Origin of the sequence: Litchfieldia alkalitelluris, assembly GCF_002153425.1 — a bacterium.
Classification (GTDB): domain Bacteria; phylum Bacillota; class Bacilli; order Bacillales; family Salisediminibacteriaceae; genus Evansella; species Evansella alkalicola.
The window spans coordinates 1147624-1167209 of sequence record NZ_KZ119600.1 but is presented as its reverse complement, the minus strand read 5'-3'; the positions used below and the strand labels follow the sequence as shown (position 1 = coordinate 1167209).

At 42.3% G+C, this 19586-nt stretch carries 16 protein-coding genes; 11 read left to right on the top strand and 5 right to left on the bottom strand.

The features are described 5' to 3' along the window. Window positions 1-295: 295 nt before the first annotated feature. Complete coding sequence (locus BW724_RS05365; RefSeq protein WP_088074205.1) at window positions 296-1252, bottom strand: calcium/sodium antiporter; 957 nt, start codon at window positions 1250-1252, stop codon at window positions 296-298. A 294-nt stretch (window positions 1253-1546) separates the two neighbouring features. Here BW724_RS05365 and BW724_RS05360 point away from each other — a divergent pair, with 294 nt between their 5' ends. The 5 genes from BW724_RS05360 to BW724_RS05345 all read left to right on the top strand — a co-directional run bounded on the left by BW724_RS05360 (window position 1547) and on the right by BW724_RS05345 (window position 5741). Next, the gene (locus BW724_RS05360; protein ID WP_088074203.1) at window positions 1547-2956 is read left to right on the top strand and encodes a sodium/glutamate symporter; all 1410 of its coding nucleotides are present in this window, start codon (window positions 1547-1549) and stop codon (window positions 2954-2956) included. Window positions 2957-3213: 257 nt separating this feature from the next. Further along, window positions 3214-3417, top strand: a complete 204-nt coding sequence (locus tag BW724_RS05355; protein ID WP_088074202.1) for a helix-turn-helix transcriptional regulator — start codon at window positions 3214-3216, stop codon at window positions 3415-3417. A gap of 1 nt (window position 3418) precedes the next feature. Beyond that, window positions 3419-3679, top strand: coding sequence for a hypothetical protein (locus tag BW724_RS05350; RefSeq protein WP_088074201.1), 261 nt, complete (start codon window positions 3419-3421; stop codon window positions 3677-3679). A gap of 32 nt (window positions 3680-3711) precedes the next feature. Beyond that, a complete protein-coding gene (locus tag BW724_RS23515; protein WP_176371308.1) occupies window positions 3712-3864 on the top strand; it encodes a hypothetical protein in 153 nt (50 codons plus the stop codon). A 227-nt stretch (window positions 3865-4091) separates the two neighbouring features. Further along, window positions 4092-5741, top strand: coding sequence for a M20/M25/M40 family metallo-hydrolase (locus BW724_RS05345; protein WP_088077714.1), 1650 nt, complete (start codon window positions 4092-4094; stop codon window positions 5739-5741). Window positions 5742-8618: 2877 nt separating this feature from the next. Here the strand turns inward: BW724_RS05345 and BW724_RS05340 are convergent. Together BW724_RS05340 and BW724_RS05335 are read right to left on the bottom strand one after the other, a co-directional pair. Beyond that, window positions 8619-8843 carry a DUF3892 domain-containing protein gene (locus tag BW724_RS05340; protein ID WP_088074200.1) on the bottom strand — a complete coding sequence of 75 codons (225 nt, stop codon included), beginning with the start codon at window positions 8841-8843 and terminating at the stop codon, window positions 8619-8621. Between the two features lie 120 nt (window positions 8844-8963). Beyond that, window positions 8964-9545: a DNA-3-methyladenine glycosylase gene (locus BW724_RS05335; RefSeq protein ID WP_088074198.1), complete on the bottom strand. Its 582-nt coding sequence runs from the start codon at window positions 9543-9545 to the stop codon at window positions 8964-8966. 276 nt (window positions 9546-9821) lie between these two features. Here BW724_RS05335 and BW724_RS05330 point away from each other — a divergent pair, with 276 nt between their 5' ends. After that, a complete protein-coding gene (locus BW724_RS05330; RefSeq protein WP_088074196.1) occupies window positions 9822-11243 on the top strand; it encodes a hypothetical protein in 1422 nt (473 codons plus the stop codon). Between the two features lie 223 nt (window positions 11244-11466). After that, the gene (locus tag BW724_RS05325) at window positions 11467-12426 is read left to right on the top strand and encodes a D-2-hydroxyacid dehydrogenase (protein ID WP_088077712.1); all 960 of its coding nucleotides are present in this window, start codon (window positions 11467-11469) and stop codon (window positions 12424-12426) included. Window positions 12427-12544: 118 nt separating this feature from the next. Here BW724_RS05325 and BW724_RS05320 read toward each other — a convergent pair whose 3' ends face one another. After that, window positions 12545-12724, bottom strand: coding sequence for a hypothetical protein (locus BW724_RS05320; RefSeq protein WP_140354912.1), 180 nt, complete (start codon window positions 12722-12724; stop codon window positions 12545-12547). Between the two features lie 356 nt (window positions 12725-13080). Here BW724_RS05320 and BW724_RS05315 point away from each other — a divergent pair, with 356 nt between their 5' ends. Then, on the top strand, window positions 13081-13725 hold the full coding sequence (locus BW724_RS05315; protein WP_088074192.1) for an SDR family oxidoreductase: 645 nt from the start codon (window positions 13081-13083) through the stop codon (window positions 13723-13725). Window positions 13726-13831: 106 nt separating this feature from the next. On the opposite strand, the gene BW724_RS05310 is transcribed toward BW724_RS05315, so the two are convergent. After that, on the bottom strand, window positions 13832-14776 hold the full coding sequence (locus BW724_RS05310) for an aldo/keto reductase family protein (RefSeq protein ID WP_088074190.1): 945 nt from the start codon (window positions 14774-14776) through the stop codon (window positions 13832-13834). Window positions 14777-15164: 388 nt separating this feature from the next. Here BW724_RS05310 and BW724_RS05305 point away from each other — a divergent pair, with 388 nt between their 5' ends. The 3 genes from BW724_RS05305 (at window position 15165) to nirD (ending at window position 19565) form a co-directional block, all read left to right on the top strand. After that, a complete protein-coding gene (locus tag BW724_RS05305) occupies window positions 15165-16694 on the top strand; it encodes a NarK family nitrate/nitrite MFS transporter (RefSeq protein WP_088074189.1) in 1530 nt (509 codons plus the stop codon). A 19-nt stretch (window positions 16695-16713) separates the two neighbouring features. Then, window positions 16714-19143: a nitrite reductase large subunit NirB gene (gene nirB, locus BW724_RS05300; protein WP_088074188.1), complete on the top strand. Its 2430-nt coding sequence runs from the start codon at window positions 16714-16716 to the stop codon at window positions 19141-19143. A gap of 98 nt (window positions 19144-19241) precedes the next feature. After that, window positions 19242-19565 carry a nitrite reductase small subunit NirD gene (gene nirD / locus BW724_RS05295; RefSeq protein ID WP_088074186.1) on the top strand — a complete coding sequence of 108 codons (324 nt, stop codon included), beginning with the start codon at window positions 19242-19244 and terminating at the stop codon, window positions 19563-19565. The last annotated feature ends 21 nt before the right edge of the window (window positions 19566-19586 follow it).

Here is a 19586-nt window from a genome sequence, read left to right as displayed (position 1 = left end):
CATTAAAATAGTGAAACTTTGTGAAAAAACTCAATAAAAGCCAAGAAGTTTGTGAAATAAGGGATAGAAGTGAAATAAACTACAATAAATCGACAGTCTCGTTTTTCCCTTTATGAACAAACAGACATCTAATTATCTTGTTTATTTAGAAATTAGCAGGAATTTTTCCTTCTATTTTCACTATTTTTGGTTCCATTTCTTAAATAAGGGAAGTTTCTCCCCTTATTATATCAACCCATCTGGTGTTGATGATTTCCTCATTCCTCCGAGCGGATTGCCCAAGGGAAAAGTCTGATCAATTTCTAATAATGATATACACAAAGTATAAAATATAAGCCACTACGAGGGTTAGACCTTCATACTTACCAACATTACACTGCGTTTTAGAGAAAATAAGTAGTGCAACCGTCAAGACAATCATGAAGATAACATCAACAAAAATGATATTGTTTACTGGAAGTGGCGTGATTAAGGAAGACACTCCAAGTACAAAAAGGATATTAAAAATGTTACTACCAACAATGTTCCCAAGAGCTATTTCACTTTGTTTTTTCAAAGCAGCTGTAACGGAAGTAATTAGCTCTGGCAAGGAGGAACCGATCGCAACGATCGTTAGACCGACCAGTGTTTCACTCATTCCAAAGTTAAGTGCAATACTTGTACTGCTCTCTACTACAAAATACCCACCTAAAATAATGGCAGCAAGTCCACCGACAGTAACGAGAATATTCTTCCCCCACTCCTTACGACTTGTTTCCACCTTAACTTCCAATGATTTATCACGACTATTTCGAGCTATCTCAAAAATATAGTACATAAAGATTGAAAAAAACATGAGCAGGATAATCCCATCAGACCGTGTAATCACATTTACATCTGTTAACTGAAACTGCATATCATTGATTAAAACAAGTAGGGCAACACTAGCGAGCAATGTAAACGGAATTTCTTTACGAAGGGTCTGACTCTGCACAACTAAAGGAGAAATAAATGCTGTCAGACCAATGACAAGGGCCGTATTGATAATATTGCTCCCTACGATATTTCCGATAGTCACCTCAGAATTCCCTTCAATTGCAGCAATGATACTAACCGTTGCTTCTGGAGACCCTGTTCCGAATGCCACAATGGTAAGCCCCACAATAAGAGGAGAGATGTTCAATAAACTCGCTATTTTTGACGATCCCAACACAAAATAATCTGCACCCTTAATCAGTAAACCAAAGCCTATAAGTAGTAATACATAAGTCATGTTTAAATCACCAGCCTATTCATCTCATCAATACTATATATCGTTTACTGAGGTAAAAAAAATTATTTGTAGGAAAAGCCAATTATAAACGTTTTTAAAATTCCTAAATTTAGGGTAAGCGAATATGGAAAGAGAAGTCACATTGTGCATATTGATGGCTTTTTACACCAAACTAAGAAAATGTGAGTTTTCTATTGATATTTTGTCAAATTTGCAGTATAGATTAAATTATATTACATCTAATAACAGTTTCACCTAACTTTACCAAATTTTTATTCAAGGAGGATTTGCCAGATGACACCAGAAATAGTCGGACTTAGTTTTATCGTATTAGGCATATTTATCGTATTGGGGAAATGGATACGGGTTTTTACACCATTGCTTCAACGACTCTATCTCCCCTCCTCCATTATCGCCGGGATCATAGCTCTGCTAGTAGGTCCTGAAGTATTAGGAAGAATTGTACGACTATTTAGTTCTGATGATGCATTTTTAGCAAACGGATTTATTAGTGATAACATCCTAGCAGTCTGGGGAACATTGCCTGGACTTTTCATTAATATCGTTTTTGCCTCACTCTTTTTAGGAAAAACACTCCCTAGCTTAAAAAATGTTTGGATTATTGGTGGACCTCAAGTGGCGATGGGACAAATGGTATCCTGGGGACAATATGTGATCGGTTTATTACTCGTTATATTTATACTAACACCGTTTTTTGGCGTAAACCCTTTAGCTGGTGCCTTGATCGAAATTAGCTTTGTAGGTGGACACGGGACTGCTGCTGGTCTCTCTGGGACATTTGAGGAACTGGGTTTTGCGGAAGGAGTCGATTTAGCAATCGGTCTCGCTACAGTTGGTATCTTAACTGGGGTGATTGTCGGAATCATCTTAATCAACTGGGGGGCGCGGACTGGCCGAGCCAAACAAATTGGCGCTAAATCTGGAATATCCACGACTCAGAATCATGGGATCATTGAATTTGAACACCGTGAAGCTGCTGGAAAAATTACGACGCGTCCTGAATCCATTGAGCCTCTTTCCTTGCATCTCGCTTACGTTGGGGTTGCAATCGGTATTGGCGCCATTTTGCTAGAAGGTTTAATCTGGTTAGAGTCTGTGACTTGGGGACCATTAACAGATACTTATTTAATGATTTATTTACCTTTATTCCCATTAGCCATGGTTGGGGGAATTATTGTACAAGCTTTTTCCGATAAATACGATAGGTTCAAAGTCATCGATAGAAGTATGATCGACCGAATCGGAGGCCTTTCCCTCGATTTATTAATCGTCAGTGCATTAGGAACCGTATCCCTAGCAGTCATTGGGGATAATATCGTTCCATTCCTTACCCTTGCAGCGGCTGGTGTCATCTGGAACGTCTTTGCCTTTATAGTACTGGCACCTAAAATGATTCCATCATACTGGTTTGAACGGGGAATCGGTGACTTCGGTCAAGCGACAGGGATCACCGCAACAGGACTCTTGTTAATCCGAATTGCTGACCCTAACGTTCGTACCCCAGCACTGGAAGGTTTCGGGTATAAACAGATCTTATTTGAACCACTTGTTGGTGGTGGTTTGTTCACAGCGGCGTCCTTACCGCTAATCTTCCAATTCGGACCTGTCGCCATATTAATCCTGTCCATAGTCGTTACCTTATTCTGGTTGATCTTTGGATTGCTTTATTTTGGAAGAAAATAATTATATCGTTGCAAAAAAGGGGTCATGCTTTGAACGGGTGTGACTTCTTTTCTATTCCTTTCCCATAGGAAACTGTCTGGTCTAACTTAACCAGACAGTTTTTTTACTTAGTTAAATTAATCCCACATAATCCTAACTTCTCACAACTCACTAATGTAAATTATACATTGCATTAAGGAATATATATGTTACAATCATATCAAAATAACATCCAACAGCAATGAATGCACCATCTTTTAGAAAGGCTGGTTAGCTCGATGAAAAACAATGTAAAGATTGCTCGAGTACAAGCAGAACTAACCCAACAGCAACTTGCTCAAAAAATTGGCGTAACTAGACAAACCATCAGTCTGATTGAAAAAGGGAAATATAACCCTAGCCTGAAGCTGTGCCTCGACATCTGTCATACCGTTGACAAAACCTTAGATGAAATTTTTTGGATTGATAAGGAGAGTGAGTAACTTGTTTAAGAAAATTGAAGACGAACGACTGAAGCTCGAAAACTTAAAAAATATCCGTATTATTGCGATTGTACAGACTCTTTTATTAACTGGACTTTGGGTCTATGAAGCCTTCATTCAAGGTCAAGGCACCTCAGGAACACCTTTAACCTTTATCCTTCTTATCACGGGGATTCTTTCTGGACTTCTTAGTATGAGAGTTTCCATCGCAAATGAAAATAAGCCGCCCAAAGCTAAATCCATTTTAATTCCTATCCCGTAGGATTCACGATCTCATTAAGTATTGGAATTATCATGGGACTATTTATACAGCTCGTAACACCTGATTATCCGATCCGTGACACAATCATTATTGCAACCGTCTTTTTCCTATGTTTTTTAGGGGCCTATACCTTTGGATTTTTCGCGAAGAAGAAGCATGATGAAGACGCAGATGATGATGAATAACTTATTTACAACACAGCAACTATTGTCGGAAAAAATTTGTTGGTAGATTTCATACCTTTCTATTCTACTAATCGGACTTCTTCCTTTATAATTAGGTAATTATAAAAAACTAGCCATTAGCTTCATTTTTCCGTTGCCAGTTATCCATCATAATGTGGCTAATGATCATTTGTTTGCAAAGACAACTTTATTTTTCATAAAAAAGGAGTGTGAACGGCCTTATGACCATGCTTCCATGCCGAGAAGACGTTCTATTTTACACCAATCAGCTTGTGAATATCACAAGCATTGTTAATACAGAAGGGGAAAAGGAGATTAGCCAAGTATTACATACACTAATTTCCTCCTTCCCTTATTTCAAGGAAAACCCGTCCCATATCATTCGACAGCAGACGGTGAATGATGAACAAGAAAGGTACAATGTTCTAGCTTTCGTAAAGGGGACCAAGGGCCAATCTAATAAAACCGTCATCTTAATGGGTCATATGGATACTGTAGGAATCGATGATTTCAATCAATTACAAGATGTGGCTTGTGACCCTGAGGAACTTCATAAAGCACTAGAGTCTGAAGACCTTCCCTCACTTGTGGAGGAGCAGTTACAATCAGGAGACTATCATTTTGGACGCGGAGTTCTTGATATGAAAAGCGGTCTCGCCAGTCATCTCTATTTATTAAAATATTACTCCCAGCACCCTGAGGAATTAGAAGGCAATTTACTCGTTGTACTGGAATGTGATGAAGAGGACGGCTCCCGGGGCATTTTATCAGCATTAAAGGATCTGAAGAGTCTTCGGGAAGAACATGGCTTTGAATATGTTGCAGCCATTAACGCTGACTTCGTTTCACCTAGATATGAAGGGGACGAGAATAGATATATCTACAAGGGGACCGTTGGAAAACTGCTGCCTTCCTTCTTTATCACTGGAGCAGAAACGCACGTCGGCTCCTGTTTTGAAGGCCTAGATCCTAACTTTATAGTAGCAGAACTAACAAGACAAATTAACTATAATCCAGACCTTTGTAATGAAGCTTTTGGAGAAACGACAGTGCCTCCAGTATCGTTAAAACAGACAGATTTAAAGCCATCTTATACAGTTCAAACAGCACTTTCTGCTTACGTTTACTTTAATTTTTTCATCCATTCATGGTCACCACGTGATGTCCTGTCCAAGCTAAAGGATCAAGCTGAGATTGCCTTTGAGAACGCCTTAAACTTATACAAAGAAAGGTACAAAGCTTTTAGCAAAGCAAGTTCTCAGCCCTATGTGGATATCCCTTGGAAAACTCGAGTGATGACGTATGAAGAGTTGGATCAATTACTCAACACGGAACATGGTTCTGCTTACGAAGACCATATGAAGGAATTCAAAGAAGAGCTTTTACTCGACGAATCACTTGATACAAGAATGTTTGCAGTGAGGGTAGTGGAAGAGGCATGGAAATGGATGACGGACAAGGATCCAGCAATTATCGTCTTTTACTCTTCCCTCTACTCACCTAGGATCGAAGTGAGCGGAAAGAATGATTTGGAGAAAAACTTGATCGATTCCTTGGAAAAAGGAGTGGAATCTGTTCAACCGCATTACCCACATCCAATAGTGACGAAAAACTTTTTCCCATATATCTCAGATATGAGCTTCGTAGCCTTAAGCGATGATGATGCTGGCATAAAAGCAGTCACAGATAACAACCCGAGTTGGGGTACAAAGCATTATGCAAATTATGATGATATAAGGGAGATCAATGTTCCTGTTATTAATATCGGACCGTATGGCTTTGACGCTCACAAACAATATGAGCGAATGGAAAAGAGCTACTCCTTAGAAATCGTTCCAAACCTAACAAATGCAGTCATCAAGAACTTGTTAGGTTAATTATAGGGCCCGTGCAGATCGTTTCCTTCCTACCTGCACGGGCCTTTTTTATGCTGGCTCTTGCTTCGTATAAAAAAGATGGAGCTACCTCTTGATGCTTGATGATAGTGCCCGGAGCTACAGCGACTTCAGCGTTTCGGGCACTATTCCTTGATGATAGTGCCCGGAGCACAGGTCCCAAATTGGTTTCGGGCACTATTGAGCTGTCATAGTGCCCGAAGCTCACGTCACAAATTGGTTTCGGGCACTAATAAGCTGTCATAGTGCCCGAAGCACAGGTCCCAATAGGATTTCGGGCACTATTGAGCCGTGATAGTGCCCGAAGTCCAGGTCTCAAAATGGTTTCGGGCACTATTGAGCCGTGATAGTGCCCGGAACGCACGTCACAAAATGGTTTCGGGCACTATTGAGCTATCATAGTGCCCGAAGCCCACCTCCCATCAGGGTTTCGGGCACTATTGAGATGAGATAGTGCCCGAAGCTCACGTCACAAATTGGTTTCGGGCACTAATAAGCTGTCATAGTGCCCGAAGCACAGGTCCCAATAGGATTTCGGGCACTATTGAGCCGTGATAGTGCCCGGAGCACCAGTCCAAATATGGTTTCGGGCACTATTGAGCTGTCATAGTGCCCGGAGCACCAGTCCAAATATGGTTTCGGGCACTATTGAGATGGGATAGTGCCCGGAGCACCAGTCCAAATATGGTTTCGGGCACTATTGAGCTATCATAGTGCCCGAAGCTCAGGTTTCGGGCACTAATAAGCTGTCATAGTGCCCGAAACACAGGTCCCAATAGGATTTCGGGCACTATTGAGCCGTGATAGTGCCCGAAGTCCAGGTCTCAAAATGGTTTCGGGCACTATTGAGCCGTGATAGTGCCCGGAACGCACGTCACAAATTGGTTTCGGGCACCATTGAATTGTCATAGTGCCCGAAGCTCACGTCACAAATTGGTTTCGGGCACTATTGAGCTATCATAGTGCCCGAAGCCCACCTCCCATCAGGGTTTCGGGCACTATTGAGATGAGATAGTGCCCGGAGCCCACCTCCCAATAGGATTTCGGGCACTATTGAGCTGTCATAGTGCCCGAAGCTCACGTCACAAATTGGTTTCGGGCACTAATAAGCTGTCATAGTGCCCGGAGCACCAGTCCCAATATGGTTTCGGGCACTATTGAGCTGTCATAGTGCCCGGAGCGCAGGTCCAAATATGGTTTCGGGCACTATTGAGCTGTGATAGTGCCCGAAGCTCACATCACAAATTCTTTTCGGGCACTAATAAGCTGTCATAGTGCCCGGCGCCCACCTCCCATAAGGATTTCGGGCACTATTGAGCCGTGATAGTGCCCGCAGCGCACTTCACAAATTGTGTTCGGGCACTATTGAGCTGTGATAGTGCCCGAAGCTCACATCACAAATTCTTTTCGGGCACTAATAAGCTGTCATAGTGCCCGGCGCCCACCTCCCATAAGGATTTCGGGCACTATTGAGCCGTGATAGTGCCCGCAGCGCACTTCACAAATTGTGTTCGGGCACTATTGAGCTGTGATAGTGCCCGAAGCTCACATCACAAATTCTTTTCGGGCACTAATAAGCTGTCATAGTGCCCGGCGCCCACCTCCCATAAGGATTTCGGGCACTATTGAGCCGTGATAGTGCCCGCAGCGCACTTCACAAATTGTGTTCGGGCACTATTGAGCTGTGATAGTGCCCGAAGCTCACATCACAAATTCTTTTCGGGCACTAATAAGCTGTCATAGTGCCCGGCGCCCACCTCCCATAAGGATTTCGGGCACTATTGAGCCGTGATAGTGCCCGCAGCGCACTTCACAAATTGTGTTCGGGCACTATTGAGCTGTGATAGTGCCCGAAGCTCACATCACAAATTCTTTTCGGGCACTAATAAGCTGTCATAGTGCCCGGCGCCCACCTCCCATAAGGATTTCGGGCACTATTGAGCCGTGATAGTGCCCGCAGCGCACTTCACAAATTGTGTTCGGGCACTATTGAGCTGTGATAGTGCCCGAAGCTCACATCACAAATTCTTTTCGGGCACTAATAAGCTGTCATAGTGCCCGGCGCCCACCTCCCATAAGGATTTCGGGCACTATTGAGCCGTGATAGTGCCCGCAGCGCACTTCACAAATTGTGTTCGGGCACTATTGAGCTGTGATAGTGCCCGAAGCTCACATCACAAATTCTTTTCGGGCACTAATAAGCTGTCATAGTGCCCGGCGCCCACCTCCCATAAGGATTTCGGGCACTATTGAGCCGTGATAGTGCCCGCAGCGCACTTCACAAATTGTGTTCGGGCACTATTGAGCTGTGATAGTGCCCGAAGCTCACATCACAAATTCTTTTCGGGCACTAATAAGCTGTCATAGTGCCCGGCGCCCACCTCCCATAAGGATTTCGGGCACTATTGAGCCGTGATAGTGCCCGCAGCGCACTTCACAAATTGTGTTCGGGCACTATTGAGCTGTGATAGTGCCCGAAGCTCACATCACAAATTCTTTTCGGGCACTAATAAGCTGTCATAGTGCCCGAAGCACAGGTCCCAATAGGATTTCGGGCACTATTGAGCCGTGATAGTGCCCGAAGTCCAGGTCTCAAAATGGTTTCGGGCACTAATAAGCTGTCATAGTGCCCGGAGCCCACCTCCCATAAGGATTTCGGGCACTATTGAGCCGTGATAGTGCCCGGAGCGCACTTCACAAATTGGGTTCGGGAACTATTGAGCTGGGATAGTGCCCGGAAACACCATGACTCCACCATTTCGGGCACTATAAACTGTTAATAGTGCCCGTAACCTTGTCCTTCTAAATAAAAATAGGCCCGTGCAGATCGTTTCCATCTGCACGGGCCCTCATTCAAATTTAGAATGTCGGTAAATTATCTAAATTGTTTTCTTCAATACCATCTGCATCACTACGCAAATGTTCTTCACCATCGCGACCGCGGAACACATTAACATGTTCAATATCCCCAGCTTTAGCCATTTGCTGGGCCTGCTTGTAGTCAACCACTTCTCCTGACGATAATTGCAACTCTACGATATCTCCTTCATTGTTCTTCCTTACTGCGGTTACCGTTTTTGCCATGTTTATCGCCTCCTTATCCATTATCATGCTCACAAACTCACAATTTATGTATCAAACAGGAGACAATTTTTCTAAACAAATCACCTCCACTCCTTAACACCTTTCGGAAAACAACAGTCATCACCTTGACACAAACTCATTATTTTTTTCAAAAAACCGCCAAGGATAGTCCCGTGCCTCTCCACTGTTTCCAATCCCAATCCTTGGGCCACTTACGACCTCACCAGGTTCACGACCTTCGGCTATGTAAAGAGGTGGTTCAGACAAGGAACGACCATAATCCTCTTTCACGATTCCCATCGCCTTCGTCAATTTCCCTGGTCCACTCGTTAACTCCTTCCGTTTCTTGCCTTTCCCCCTTCGTTCAAACATCAAATCTACACCCTCACATGGCTCCACTGCCCTGATTAACACAGCTTCTGGATCTCCTTCCCTTCCACTGACGACGTTCACAAGGCAATGGGTATGCATCACATACGTATAAACATAACCAGGTGGACCGAACATCACCTCTGTTCTTGCCGTTCGCCGATTTCCAAAGCTGTGTGCAGCCCTATCCCCTGGTCCAATATATGCTTCCGTCTCCACAATCCAGCCAGCACAGGTGCCCTCGTCCGTTTCCTTTACTAACAGTTTTCCGATTAGACTTTTAGCCAAATCCAACGTCTTTTGGTGAAAAAACTTGTGTTGAACAATTTCCATTGGTTCCACTCCCTTCCAGCTACCCTTGCTCTTACGCCATTAATCTTACACCACTACTCATAACCCACTGCAAATAGGCTTTTACACATGGCACATCTACCCATGATGTTCATACATTATCATAAGCAATTCCCAGTTTCTATTTCCACTTCTAATGATAATCATAAGGCTTTGTTAACGCCCGCAAAAAAGCGAGTACCTGTAAGAAATCAACATCAAATATTAACATAGCCAAACAAAAGAAATAACGCGTTTTTCATAAAAAGGAGAGGTTACATGGAACAAGTATCTTTAACAATGGCGCATTGGGTATTTCTCCTTGTGATCATTACGATCTTTACATTCATGATTTTTCGCAGGGATGTAGTACTTCCATCCATCATTGGAACTTTCCTACTTGGTTTTATTTATAACCTGGAACACGGCATCGTAGACGGTGTCATCTCATCGGCGCAAGTGGTGTTTGAAGCATTCTTAAATTCAGGTATGGTTCTGTTTGATATCATGCTAGTTATCGCCCTCATGGTAGCGATGTTAAAATCTCTGCAGTCGAGCGGGGCTGACGTACTCATGATATCCCCTATGAAGCGGCTTATGGTAAATCCAACGACAGCCTTCTTCGTACTTGGTGCAACCATGTATTTAGCAGCAACATTTTTTTGGCCGACACCTGCCGTTGCATTAGTGGGAACGGTCCTCATTCCAATCGCCATCAAGGCTGGTCTACCTGCAATGGGAGCTGCTGTCGCCATTAACTTATTCGGTCACGGAATGGCCTTGTCAGGTGACCTTGTCATTCAAGGGGCAACAGGTATCACCTCCTCTGCTGCTGGATTAGAGTCAGCGCAGATTCTCCCGTACACGGCTATTTTTTCTCTCGTCGTTGGGTTTGTTGCGATCGGCTTTGCTTATTTAAAACTTAGGAAGAATATGAAGAACGGAAAATGGTCAGTTAAAACGGAAGATAGCTTAGATATTGGCGAAAAAGAAGATGTGTCTCCAACATGGAAGACGAAATTCCTAGCAGCCTTCGTCCCTTTTATGCTTTTCGGGGTTGTATTCCTTATGCTGTACCGCGCCTTCTTTACTGATAGCCCAATTCAAGGTGGCGAAGCAACAGCACTGCTTGGGGGTACAGCTGTCGTTCTTATGCTTGTCGCTTCCTTTACAACAAGGAAAAATAAAGCGATAGAAGACATTGTAGGACACATTCGGGTAGGCTTTTATTTCGCCATAAAAATATTTGCTCCAGTTATTCCGATCGCTGCATTCTTCTTACTTGGGCACCCTGATCATGCGGAAACAGTACTTGGAGAAGGAGCACCTGGCTTTCTGTTTGACCTCGGCACGGCAATGGCACACCATATAGATGCAAATGCCGTAACTCTTGTCATAGGTATGGTTATCATCTCCTTGTTAGCAGGAATGGACGGATCTGGCTTCTCAGGTCTACCACTAGTAGGCGCCCTATCAGCCGGACTTGGAGGTGCAGCTGGTGTAGATGTTGCAGTTCTAGCCTCAATCGGTCAAGTAGCAACCATTTTCGCAGGTGGCGGAACACTCGCTGCATGGGCATTCGGAGTTGCAGCTGATGCTGGTATTGCAGGTGTGAAACCAATGGATCTCGTCCGGGCAAACTTTATACCCGTGATGGCTGGATTATTCGTAGCGACTGTCATTGCGATCTTGTTAATTTAAGTTACGTTCTTTAAGTTACCTTTAAGTTACCTGGTAACTTAAAGGGCTGTTAACCGCACCCTTACGCGATTTCACCCTGAGGAGTGTGCGAGTTACCAGGTAACTCGCACACTCCTCACCCCACCCCTCTCTATAAACGTTGTTGTAGAGGGGTTTTGATGATTTTGCCCTTGTGCAAAGTTACCAGCTAACGTAAGATGAGGAAGAAGGGAGCGTGATCACAATGAAAAGAAAACTCGTCATCACTCACCAATTAAAAGAAGAATTATTAGATCAAATCAAAGCCGTTATCCCAACTTGGGAGATTATCGCAGGGAAAGAACGATCTATTTGGGAAGATCATTTAAATGATGCAGAAATTATTGCTGGGTGGAAAGATGGTATTGATAGTGCCAGTCTTGTTGATGGTTCCAAGCTTCGCTGGGTTCAAGCGTGGAGTGCTGGAGTTAATAGCCTGCCGCTACCGAAATTACAACAAAGAAACGTATATACAACGAGTGCAAATGGGGTCCATGCTTATCCCATCTCTGAAACTATTTTTGCCTTAATGTTAGGCTTAACAAGGAAAATTCATACATATGTGCGAAACCAGACAGAAAAGACATGGCATCACTCCCATATGAAACTAGAAATACACAATAAAACAATTGGAGTTATTGGCGTTGGGGCTATTGGAAAGGAAACAGCTAAAATAGCTAAAGCTTTCGGAATGCACGTACTTGGAGTTCGCCATTCAGGAAAAACTTCTGAATTTGTAGATGAAATGTTTACACCCAACGAGCTCAATAGCATGCTTCCGCGCTGCGATTATGTTGTTGTGACCCTTCCCCTTACGAAGGAAACAGAGCATTTATTTACCAAAAAACAATTTGATCTCATGAAAGAATCGTCATTCTTTATTAACATTGGTAGAGGGAATATCATTGTGGAAGAAGATATGATTGCTGCACTGCAGAATAAGCAAATAGCTGGGGCTGGTCTCGATGTTTTTGCAACAGAACCACTACCAGAGGAAAACCCATTGTGGGAAATGGATAATGTCATCGTTACTCCCCATACAGCAGGTTCCACCGAGCATTATGATCAACGGGTGATTGAGGATATTTTCATTCCTAACTTAAAGGAGTATTTACAAGAAAAACCTCCAACGACTAACCTAGTTGATTATGACAAAGGTTATTAATGACTCAACACCATATAGCCTAAAAAGAAATCGCCACTTCTATCGTGAAAATAGAAGTGGCTGACTTATACTTAAGTCCCTATATTTTAAGTTGAATGTCACAACACATCACAGCAGTTTAACCTGATTTCTTAAAGATTGTCATGATACTGACTTTACCAGTCCCTTTACATTCAGGACATGGGAGTTCTTTTTCCCCAGCACATGTTTCACATAATCTGTTACCCATCTGTGTCCCTAAACCACTACAGTCTTTACATTGAATTAATGCTTTGCCATTACACTTTTTACACTTCACTGTTTCACCCTCCTGGTTTTTAGTCGAAGTAACAAAAGCTTTGAGCAAATCTAGCCTCATTATCTCATCCCACCTTCATCTTGGACAGTAATTCAAGCCCAATTTAACAGAATTGTTGCATTTTTGTAAAAATAACTAAATATAAACTGGAACAAGTTTCTTATAAACAAGACATTTGATTAGTGAAAAACAATTTGAAATAATTGAGATAGAACAAAAGTCAAGGCTGGTGAGACCCCGCAGTGCGAATGCACGAGGAGGCTCACCACCCGCCCGCGGAAAGCGAGTGGACTCTAACGATCTCCAACACAAGACCTATTTTTACGGAAATCCTATATAGAAGGGAGATATTGAACATGAAAATACTTGTTATTGGAGCAAACGGACAAATTGGTAAGCACTTAATCAATTTATTACAAGAAAGCACTGATCATACAGGCGTTGCTATGGTTCGAAAAGAAGAGCAGGCAGAAACCTTTAGACAAAAAGGAGTAGAGACAGTACTGGCTGACTTGGAAGGGACAGTTGATGAAATTGCTGCGGCAATGAAAGGGATCGATGGTATTGTGTTCAGTGCAGGGTCTGGAGGAAAGACTGGACCAGATAAAACCTTATTAATCGACTTAGATGGAGCTGTTAAATCTATTGAAGCTGCGGAAAAAGCAGGTGTTGATCGCTTCATTATGGTTAGTGCCATCCAAGCTCACAACCGTGAAAACTGGAACGACGTCATCAAACCATATTTTGTAGCAAAACATTATGCTGATAGAATGTTAGAAGCAAGCAACCTTAACTATACAATTGTACGTCCTGGCGGTTTAGTAAATGAACCTGGCACTGGGAAAGTCACTGTAGCGGAAAACCTTGAACGAGGTTTTATTCCAAGGGAAGATGTGGCTAAAGTCATTTATGCCTCCTTAAATGAAGAAAACACATTTAAGCGAGGCTTCGACCTGATAGATGGTACAACTCCAGTGAGTGAAGCCCTGAAATCGTTGTAGACCTCCAACCGAACTCTGTACCAACGTTAGAAACACCACAAAAAAGACCCTGACCGTTCTTTTGCAACGAACGATCAGGGTCTCTTTGCGATTTCTATTCAACCACTTAGCCTAAGATAGACTCTATTTTTTCAATAACTTCTTTAGACAGTTCCACATCTATTGCTTTCACGTTCTGTTCCACTTGCTCAGGCTTACTTGCACCAATCAAGGCACTAGCTACATTCGGTTGGCGGAGGATCCATGCTAATGCTAATTCTGGCAATGTCGCATTGATGTCACTTGCAACAGCCTCAAGCTGCTCTACTTTATTGAAAACATCTTCATTTAACATACCGCTAATAAACTGATTGATAGATTCGTTTGCAGCACGGCTGTTTTCAGGAACTTTACCACCTTTATATTTTCCAGTTAGTACACCTTGAGCCAATGGAGAAAATACAACTTGTCCAATGCCATACTTCTCACTTACTGGAATAACTTCTTTCTCAATATAACGATTAAACATGTTATACATCGGTTGGTTTACAACGATGCGATCTAATAAGGATTTGTCAGCAATTCCAACTGCTTCTTCAATTTGCGCTGCGCTCCACTCACTAACACCAGCGTACAAGATCTTTCCTTGGCTAACTAAATCATCAATAGCGCGTAATGTTTCTTCCACAGGCGTTTCTGGATCATATCTGTGACAATAGAAGATATCCACATAGTCCAAGTTCATTCGTTTTAGACTAGCGTTCACTTGCTCCATGACGTGTTTTCTTGATAAACCACGATCATTCGGACCTTCCCCCATCGGCCAAAATGCTTTTGTTGTAATCACGTATGATTCACGTGGATACTCCTTCAAAACTTGGGCCATTACTTTTTCCCCTTCTCCGCGCTCATAAACGTTTGCAGAATCGAAGAAATTGATTCCAAGCTCATATGCTTTATGTATTGTCTTAGCTGCAAGGCTATCCTCTACAGACTTCCCATATGTTAACCAGCTACCTAAACTAATTTCACTAACTTTTAATCCTGTTTTTCCAAGACGTCTGTACTTCATTCAAAATCCCTCCAATTAGTAAATGAAAGTAGCCTACAAAAGAAAATGATTGGCTAAATCAGTACCACCTTTTTCATCTAGTATGGTACAACTTTAATTTTACTCTATTACAGGCAAATTAATAAAGTAAATACACTTAAAAATAAAAGCGGTTACATTCCTATTTCTATAGTGTATAAAGGGCTTACAAACCTTATTATTACAAGGATTTTCTCTGTTAGATAATCTATCACAAAGCACCTACTGCCAAATTTGCTATGCCATAATGTCAACAAATATAACAGCCTGAGTGGCTATCTTTTTTTACATAGTTTCTATATTTTTTTACTAATAAAATTCAGAAAATATAGAAAAGAAAAACTAGTATACAAAGGGAGTCGAGAAAACAATGCGAATTTCAGACATTTTTAAATTTAAAAATGAACAAATGAAAGTTTTACACCTAACCTGGATTGCGTTCTTCATCTCGTTCTTTACATGGTTCAATATGGCTCCTCTAGCAACGACAATGCTTGAAACTAACGACTGGCTTACAGGTGAACATATTGCCGCCCTAGGGATCATTAATGTAGCACTGACGATTCCAGCAAGAATTGTTATTGGAATGCTGATTGATCGCTACGGGCCGAGAGTTGTTTATTCAGGCCTACTCATTACAATGTCTATCCCTACTTTCTTATTTGCATTCGGGGATTCGTGGACTCAACTTATGATCTCTAGACTTCTTCTAAGTAGTATTGGTGCCAGCTTCGTCATCGGTATCAGAATGGTAGCAGAATGGTTCCCGCCAAAAAACGTTGGTTTTGCTGAAGGAATTTATGGTGGCTGGGGGAATTTCGGATCCGCAGCTGGTGCCATGCTACTTCCTTGGATCGCCCTTACTGCCTTTGGTGGAGAAAATGGCTGGCGCTATGCCATTGCTTTAACGGGTGTCTTCTGTATTGTCTATGGGATCATTTACTTTTTCTCCGTTCGCGATACACCAGAAGGAAAAACCTTTGTTCCATCTAAAAAAGGCGGTGCCATGGAGGTAAGCTCTTGGAAGGATTTAATTCAACTCATTCTTTGGACCCTTCCCTTAGGTGGTGCATTAGCAGTTTTAGCTTGGCGACTTGAAGGAATGGGGTTTATCTCTCAAACCGTTCTTTATGCTACATACGGCATCATTGGTGTCGTGATGATTTACCAAATCTATAAAATATTGCAGGTCAATGTACCTAACCTCCGTAAAGGAGTGCCGGAAGATGATCGCTATGAGTTTAAAAATGTTGCTGCCCTAAACAGTACGTATTTTGCTAACTTTGGCGCAGAGCTAGCTATTGTATCTATGTTACCAATGTTTTTTCAAATGACATTTTCATTAAGCGCTACTACTGCTGGATTAATCGCCGCGTCCTTTGCTTTCATAAACTTAATCGCACGTCCTTTAGGTGGGATTCTCTCTGACAGGATGGGCAACCGGAAGCAAGTCATGCTGATTTATATGGTTGGAATCACACTTGGTATGGCAGGAATGGGATTTATCGATTCAGGCTGGCCACTGATACTCGCTGTCGCTCTTACCATTCTTACATCGATCTTTGTTCAAGGGTCTGAGGGAGCAACCTTCGCAATCATTCCTATGATAAAAAAACGGATGACAGGCCAGGTTGCAGGAATGGCTGGTGCTTACGGAAATGTCGGTTCCACCATTTACTTAACACTATACACCTTTGTGACGCCACAGCAGTTTTTCTTCATTCTTGCTGGCGGGGCTTTCGTTAGTTTTCTCATCTGCTTCTTTTGGTTAGAGGAACCTGAAAACTCCTTTGCTGATGACTACTATGAATCTTCTATTGACCGGGAGCAAGCAGTAAGCGCTACTGCCATTGAAGCAGATCCAGACCTTGAAGTAAAAAAGGTTGCAGTGAACAAATAATCAATTGGAGGAATTCATTATGACAAAAAGAAAGTTAGTTCTCGTTGGAAACGGAATGGCTGGAATTAGATGTTTAGAAGAAATACTCAACATTGATCCAGAGAGGTTTGATATTACTGTCTTCGGTTCAGAACCACACCCTAACTACAATCGAATTATGCTGTCATCCGTCCTTCAAGGCGACACGACAGTCGATGATATTGTCTTAAATTCCTACGAATGGTACGCAGAAAATAACATTCAGCTTTATACAGGAGAAACAGTAGAAAAAATCGATAAAGACACCAAACAAGTTTTCACCGATAAAGGTCGTTCTGTCCCTTACGACGATCTCATTCTCGCAACGGGCTCCCACCCCTTCATGCTTCCACTACCTGGAGCAGATAAGGACGGCGTCATTGCGTTCCGAAATATAGAAGACTGTGAAACGATGATTGATACATCAAAGAAATACGAGAGGGCTGTAGTCATTGGTGGTGGTCTTCTAGGATTGGAAGCAGCACGAGGCCTTCTGAATCTCGGAATGGAAGTAGATGTCGTGCACATCCTTGACTACCTCATGGAGCGACAACTCGACCCTACTGCCTCTGCCATGCTACAAGAGGAGCTAGAGAAGCAAGGGATGAATTTCCTCATGAATCACCATACTGAAGCCATACTTGGGAAAAAACGAGTGGAAAAAGTAACCTTTAAAGGTGGAAAAGTAGTCAAAGCAGACCTCGTCGTGATGGCTGTTGGTATCAAACCGAATGTGGACGTCGCCAAAGCTAGTGATATAGAAACCAACCGTGGAATTATTGTCGATGATTATATGCAGACAAGTGCTCCAGACATTTACTCTCTTGGTGAATGTGCAGAACACCGGGAGATGGTTTACGGACTTGTAGCACCCCTTTGGGAACAAGCAAAGGTTTTAGCAAAACAGATTTGTGGTGTAGATGCTGAAAATGGTTATCAAGGTTCTATCCTCTCCACGAAATTAAAAGTTAGCGGCGTAGATGTTTTCTCCGCAGGTGAGTTTAACGATAGCCAGAACAACAAGGCTATTCGCATTCAAGATGAATTTGAAGGTATTTATAAAAAAGTAGTTGTGCGTGATAACCGAATTGTAGGGTCTGTTCTATTTGGCGATACAACAGAAGGCACAAAGCTCCTTAATATGATTAACAACGAAACAGATATCTCTGAGATAGGTAAAGTAAACATTCTACAAAGCGTTGATCAAAGTGAAAGCATCGTCATCGACATGGATGATAGTGAAATAATCTGTGGCTGTAACGGTGTTTCAAAAGGAGACATCGTTTCCGCAATTAAAGAAAATGGTTTAGCAAGCATTGCTGAAGTTCGTGACTGTACTAATGCCTCAAGATCATGCGGTACTTGTAAAGGCTTAGTCGGTGACTTACTGGAACACACCCTCGGTGACGAATTTGAAGTTGGTACAGAAAAAGAAACTGTCTGCGCTTGTACGACGCTTACTCATGAAGAGGTTGTTGCAGAGATTCGCGACAAAGGACTCTCTCATACCCGAGAAGTCATGAATGTTCTTGGTTGGTCTACTCCAGAGGGGTGCTCCAAGTGTCGACCAGCCATTAACTATTATCTCGGAATGGTTCATCCTACTGACTATGAAGATGAACAAGAATCACGTTTCGTAAATGAAAGAATGCATGCAAATATCCAAAATAACGGTACTTATTCTGTTGTCCCACGAATGTACGGCGGTGTGACAAATGCAAAGGATCTACGAAAAATTGCAGACGTGGCAGATAAATATAATGTCCCTTTACTCAAAGTTACAGGCGGCCAGCGAATTGATCTTCTCGGAATTAAAAAAGAGGATTTACCTAGTGTTTGGGCAGACCTTGATATGCCTTCAGGCTATGCATATGGAAAGACCATCCGAACGGTAAAAACTTGTGTTGGTGAAAACTTCTGTCGATTCGGAACGCAAGACTCCATTGGCTTAGGCATAGAGATTGAAAAGAAATTTGAACGCTTGAATACACCTCACAAAGTAAAGATGGGAGTATCTGCATGTCCAAGAAACTGTGCTGAATCAGGAATTAAGGACGTTGGGATTGTAGGTGTTGATGGCGCCTGGGAGATTTACGTGGGCGGAAACGGCGGGACTGACCTGCGTGCAGGAGATCTTTTATGCAGAGTAAAAACCTCCGAGGAAGTGTTAGAAATGATTGCTGCTTACCTTCAATTGTATCGTGAGAATGCACGTTATCTAGAACGAACTTCCCACTGGTTAGAGCGTGTCGGTTTAGATCACGTTAAATCAGTATTACTAGAAGATCAAGATATGAAAGAACAACTAGTTTCCAGAATGGATATAACACTCTCTGCTATACCTGGAGACCCTTGGAAAAAATTCATTGAGAGTGAAAAAGACAAAGAGGAATTATTTCAAAGTAAAGCACTAGAAGTAACAAAATCATAAAATCACTCCTGAACAAACAGAAGTTTGAGACGTAAACCTATCAATCTAGCAAGTCGAACAAGAACAAGTCATTCTTAAATAGGAAAGGAGATTATATCATGAATGAGATGAAAGAAGGTCAACGAGTAAAAGTTGCTCACTTAGATGAACTACCTATTCAAATCGGAAAAGAAGTTATCATCGACAATCATCATATTGCGTTGTTTCGGTTAACAAGCGGTAATGTGAAAGCAATCGAGAATAAATGTCCACATAAGCAAGGTCCCCTCGCTCAGGGGATCGTGAGTGGGGAACATGTTTTTTGTCCCCTGCATGATTGGAAAATAGATGTTACAACGGGAGAAGTACAAAAGCCTGACGACGGGTGTGTCAAAACTTACCCAGTTGAAGTCGTCGATAATATCGTCTTTATCGTCATTTAATAGAATGAGAACGACATTCCC

Excerpts from the sequence above, each read along its gene's own strand:
- BW724_RS05365 (WP_088074205.1), bottom strand. The coding sequence starts at position 1,252 with ATGACTTATGTATTACTACTTATAGGCTTTGGTTTACTGATTAAGGGT.
- BW724_RS05360 (WP_088074203.1), top strand. The coding sequence starts at position 1,547 with ATGACACCAGAAATAGTCGGACTTAGTTTTATCGTATTAGGCATATTT.
- BW724_RS05355 (WP_088074202.1), top strand. The coding sequence starts at position 3,214 with ATGAAAAACAATGTAAAGATTGCTCGAGTACAAGCAGAACTAACCCAA.
- BW724_RS23515 (WP_176371308.1), top strand. The coding sequence starts at position 3,712 with ATGGGACTATTTATACAGCTCGTAACACCTGATTATCCGATCCGTGAC.
- BW724_RS05345 (WP_088077714.1), top strand. The coding sequence starts at position 4,092 with ATGCTTCCATGCCGAGAAGACGTTCTATTTTACACCAATCAGCTTGTG.
- BW724_RS05340 (WP_088074200.1), bottom strand. The coding sequence starts at position 8,843 with ATGGCAAAAACGGTAACCGCAGTAAGGAAGAACAATGAAGGAGATATC.
- BW724_RS05335 (WP_088074198.1), bottom strand. The coding sequence starts at position 9,545 with ATGGAAATTGTTCAACACAAGTTTTTTCACCAAAAGACGTTGGATTTG.
- BW724_RS05330 (WP_088074196.1), top strand. The coding sequence starts at position 9,822 with ATGGAACAAGTATCTTTAACAATGGCGCATTGGGTATTTCTCCTTGTG.
- BW724_RS05325 (WP_088077712.1), top strand. The coding sequence starts at position 11,467 with ATGAAAAGAAAACTCGTCATCACTCACCAATTAAAAGAAGAATTATTA.
- BW724_RS05315 (WP_088074192.1), top strand. The coding sequence starts at position 13,081 with ATGAAAATACTTGTTATTGGAGCAAACGGACAAATTGGTAAGCACTTA.
- BW724_RS05310 (WP_088074190.1), bottom strand. The coding sequence starts at position 14,776 with ATGAAGTACAGACGTCTTGGAAAAACAGGATTAAAAGTTAGTGAAATT.
- BW724_RS05305 (WP_088074189.1), top strand. The coding sequence starts at position 15,165 with ATGCGAATTTCAGACATTTTTAAATTTAAAAATGAACAAATGAAAGTT.
- nirB (WP_088074188.1), top strand. The coding sequence starts at position 16,714 with ATGACAAAAAGAAAGTTAGTTCTCGTTGGAAACGGAATGGCTGGAATT.
- nirD (WP_088074186.1), top strand. The coding sequence starts at position 19,242 with ATGAATGAGATGAAAGAAGGTCAACGAGTAAAAGTTGCTCACTTAGAT.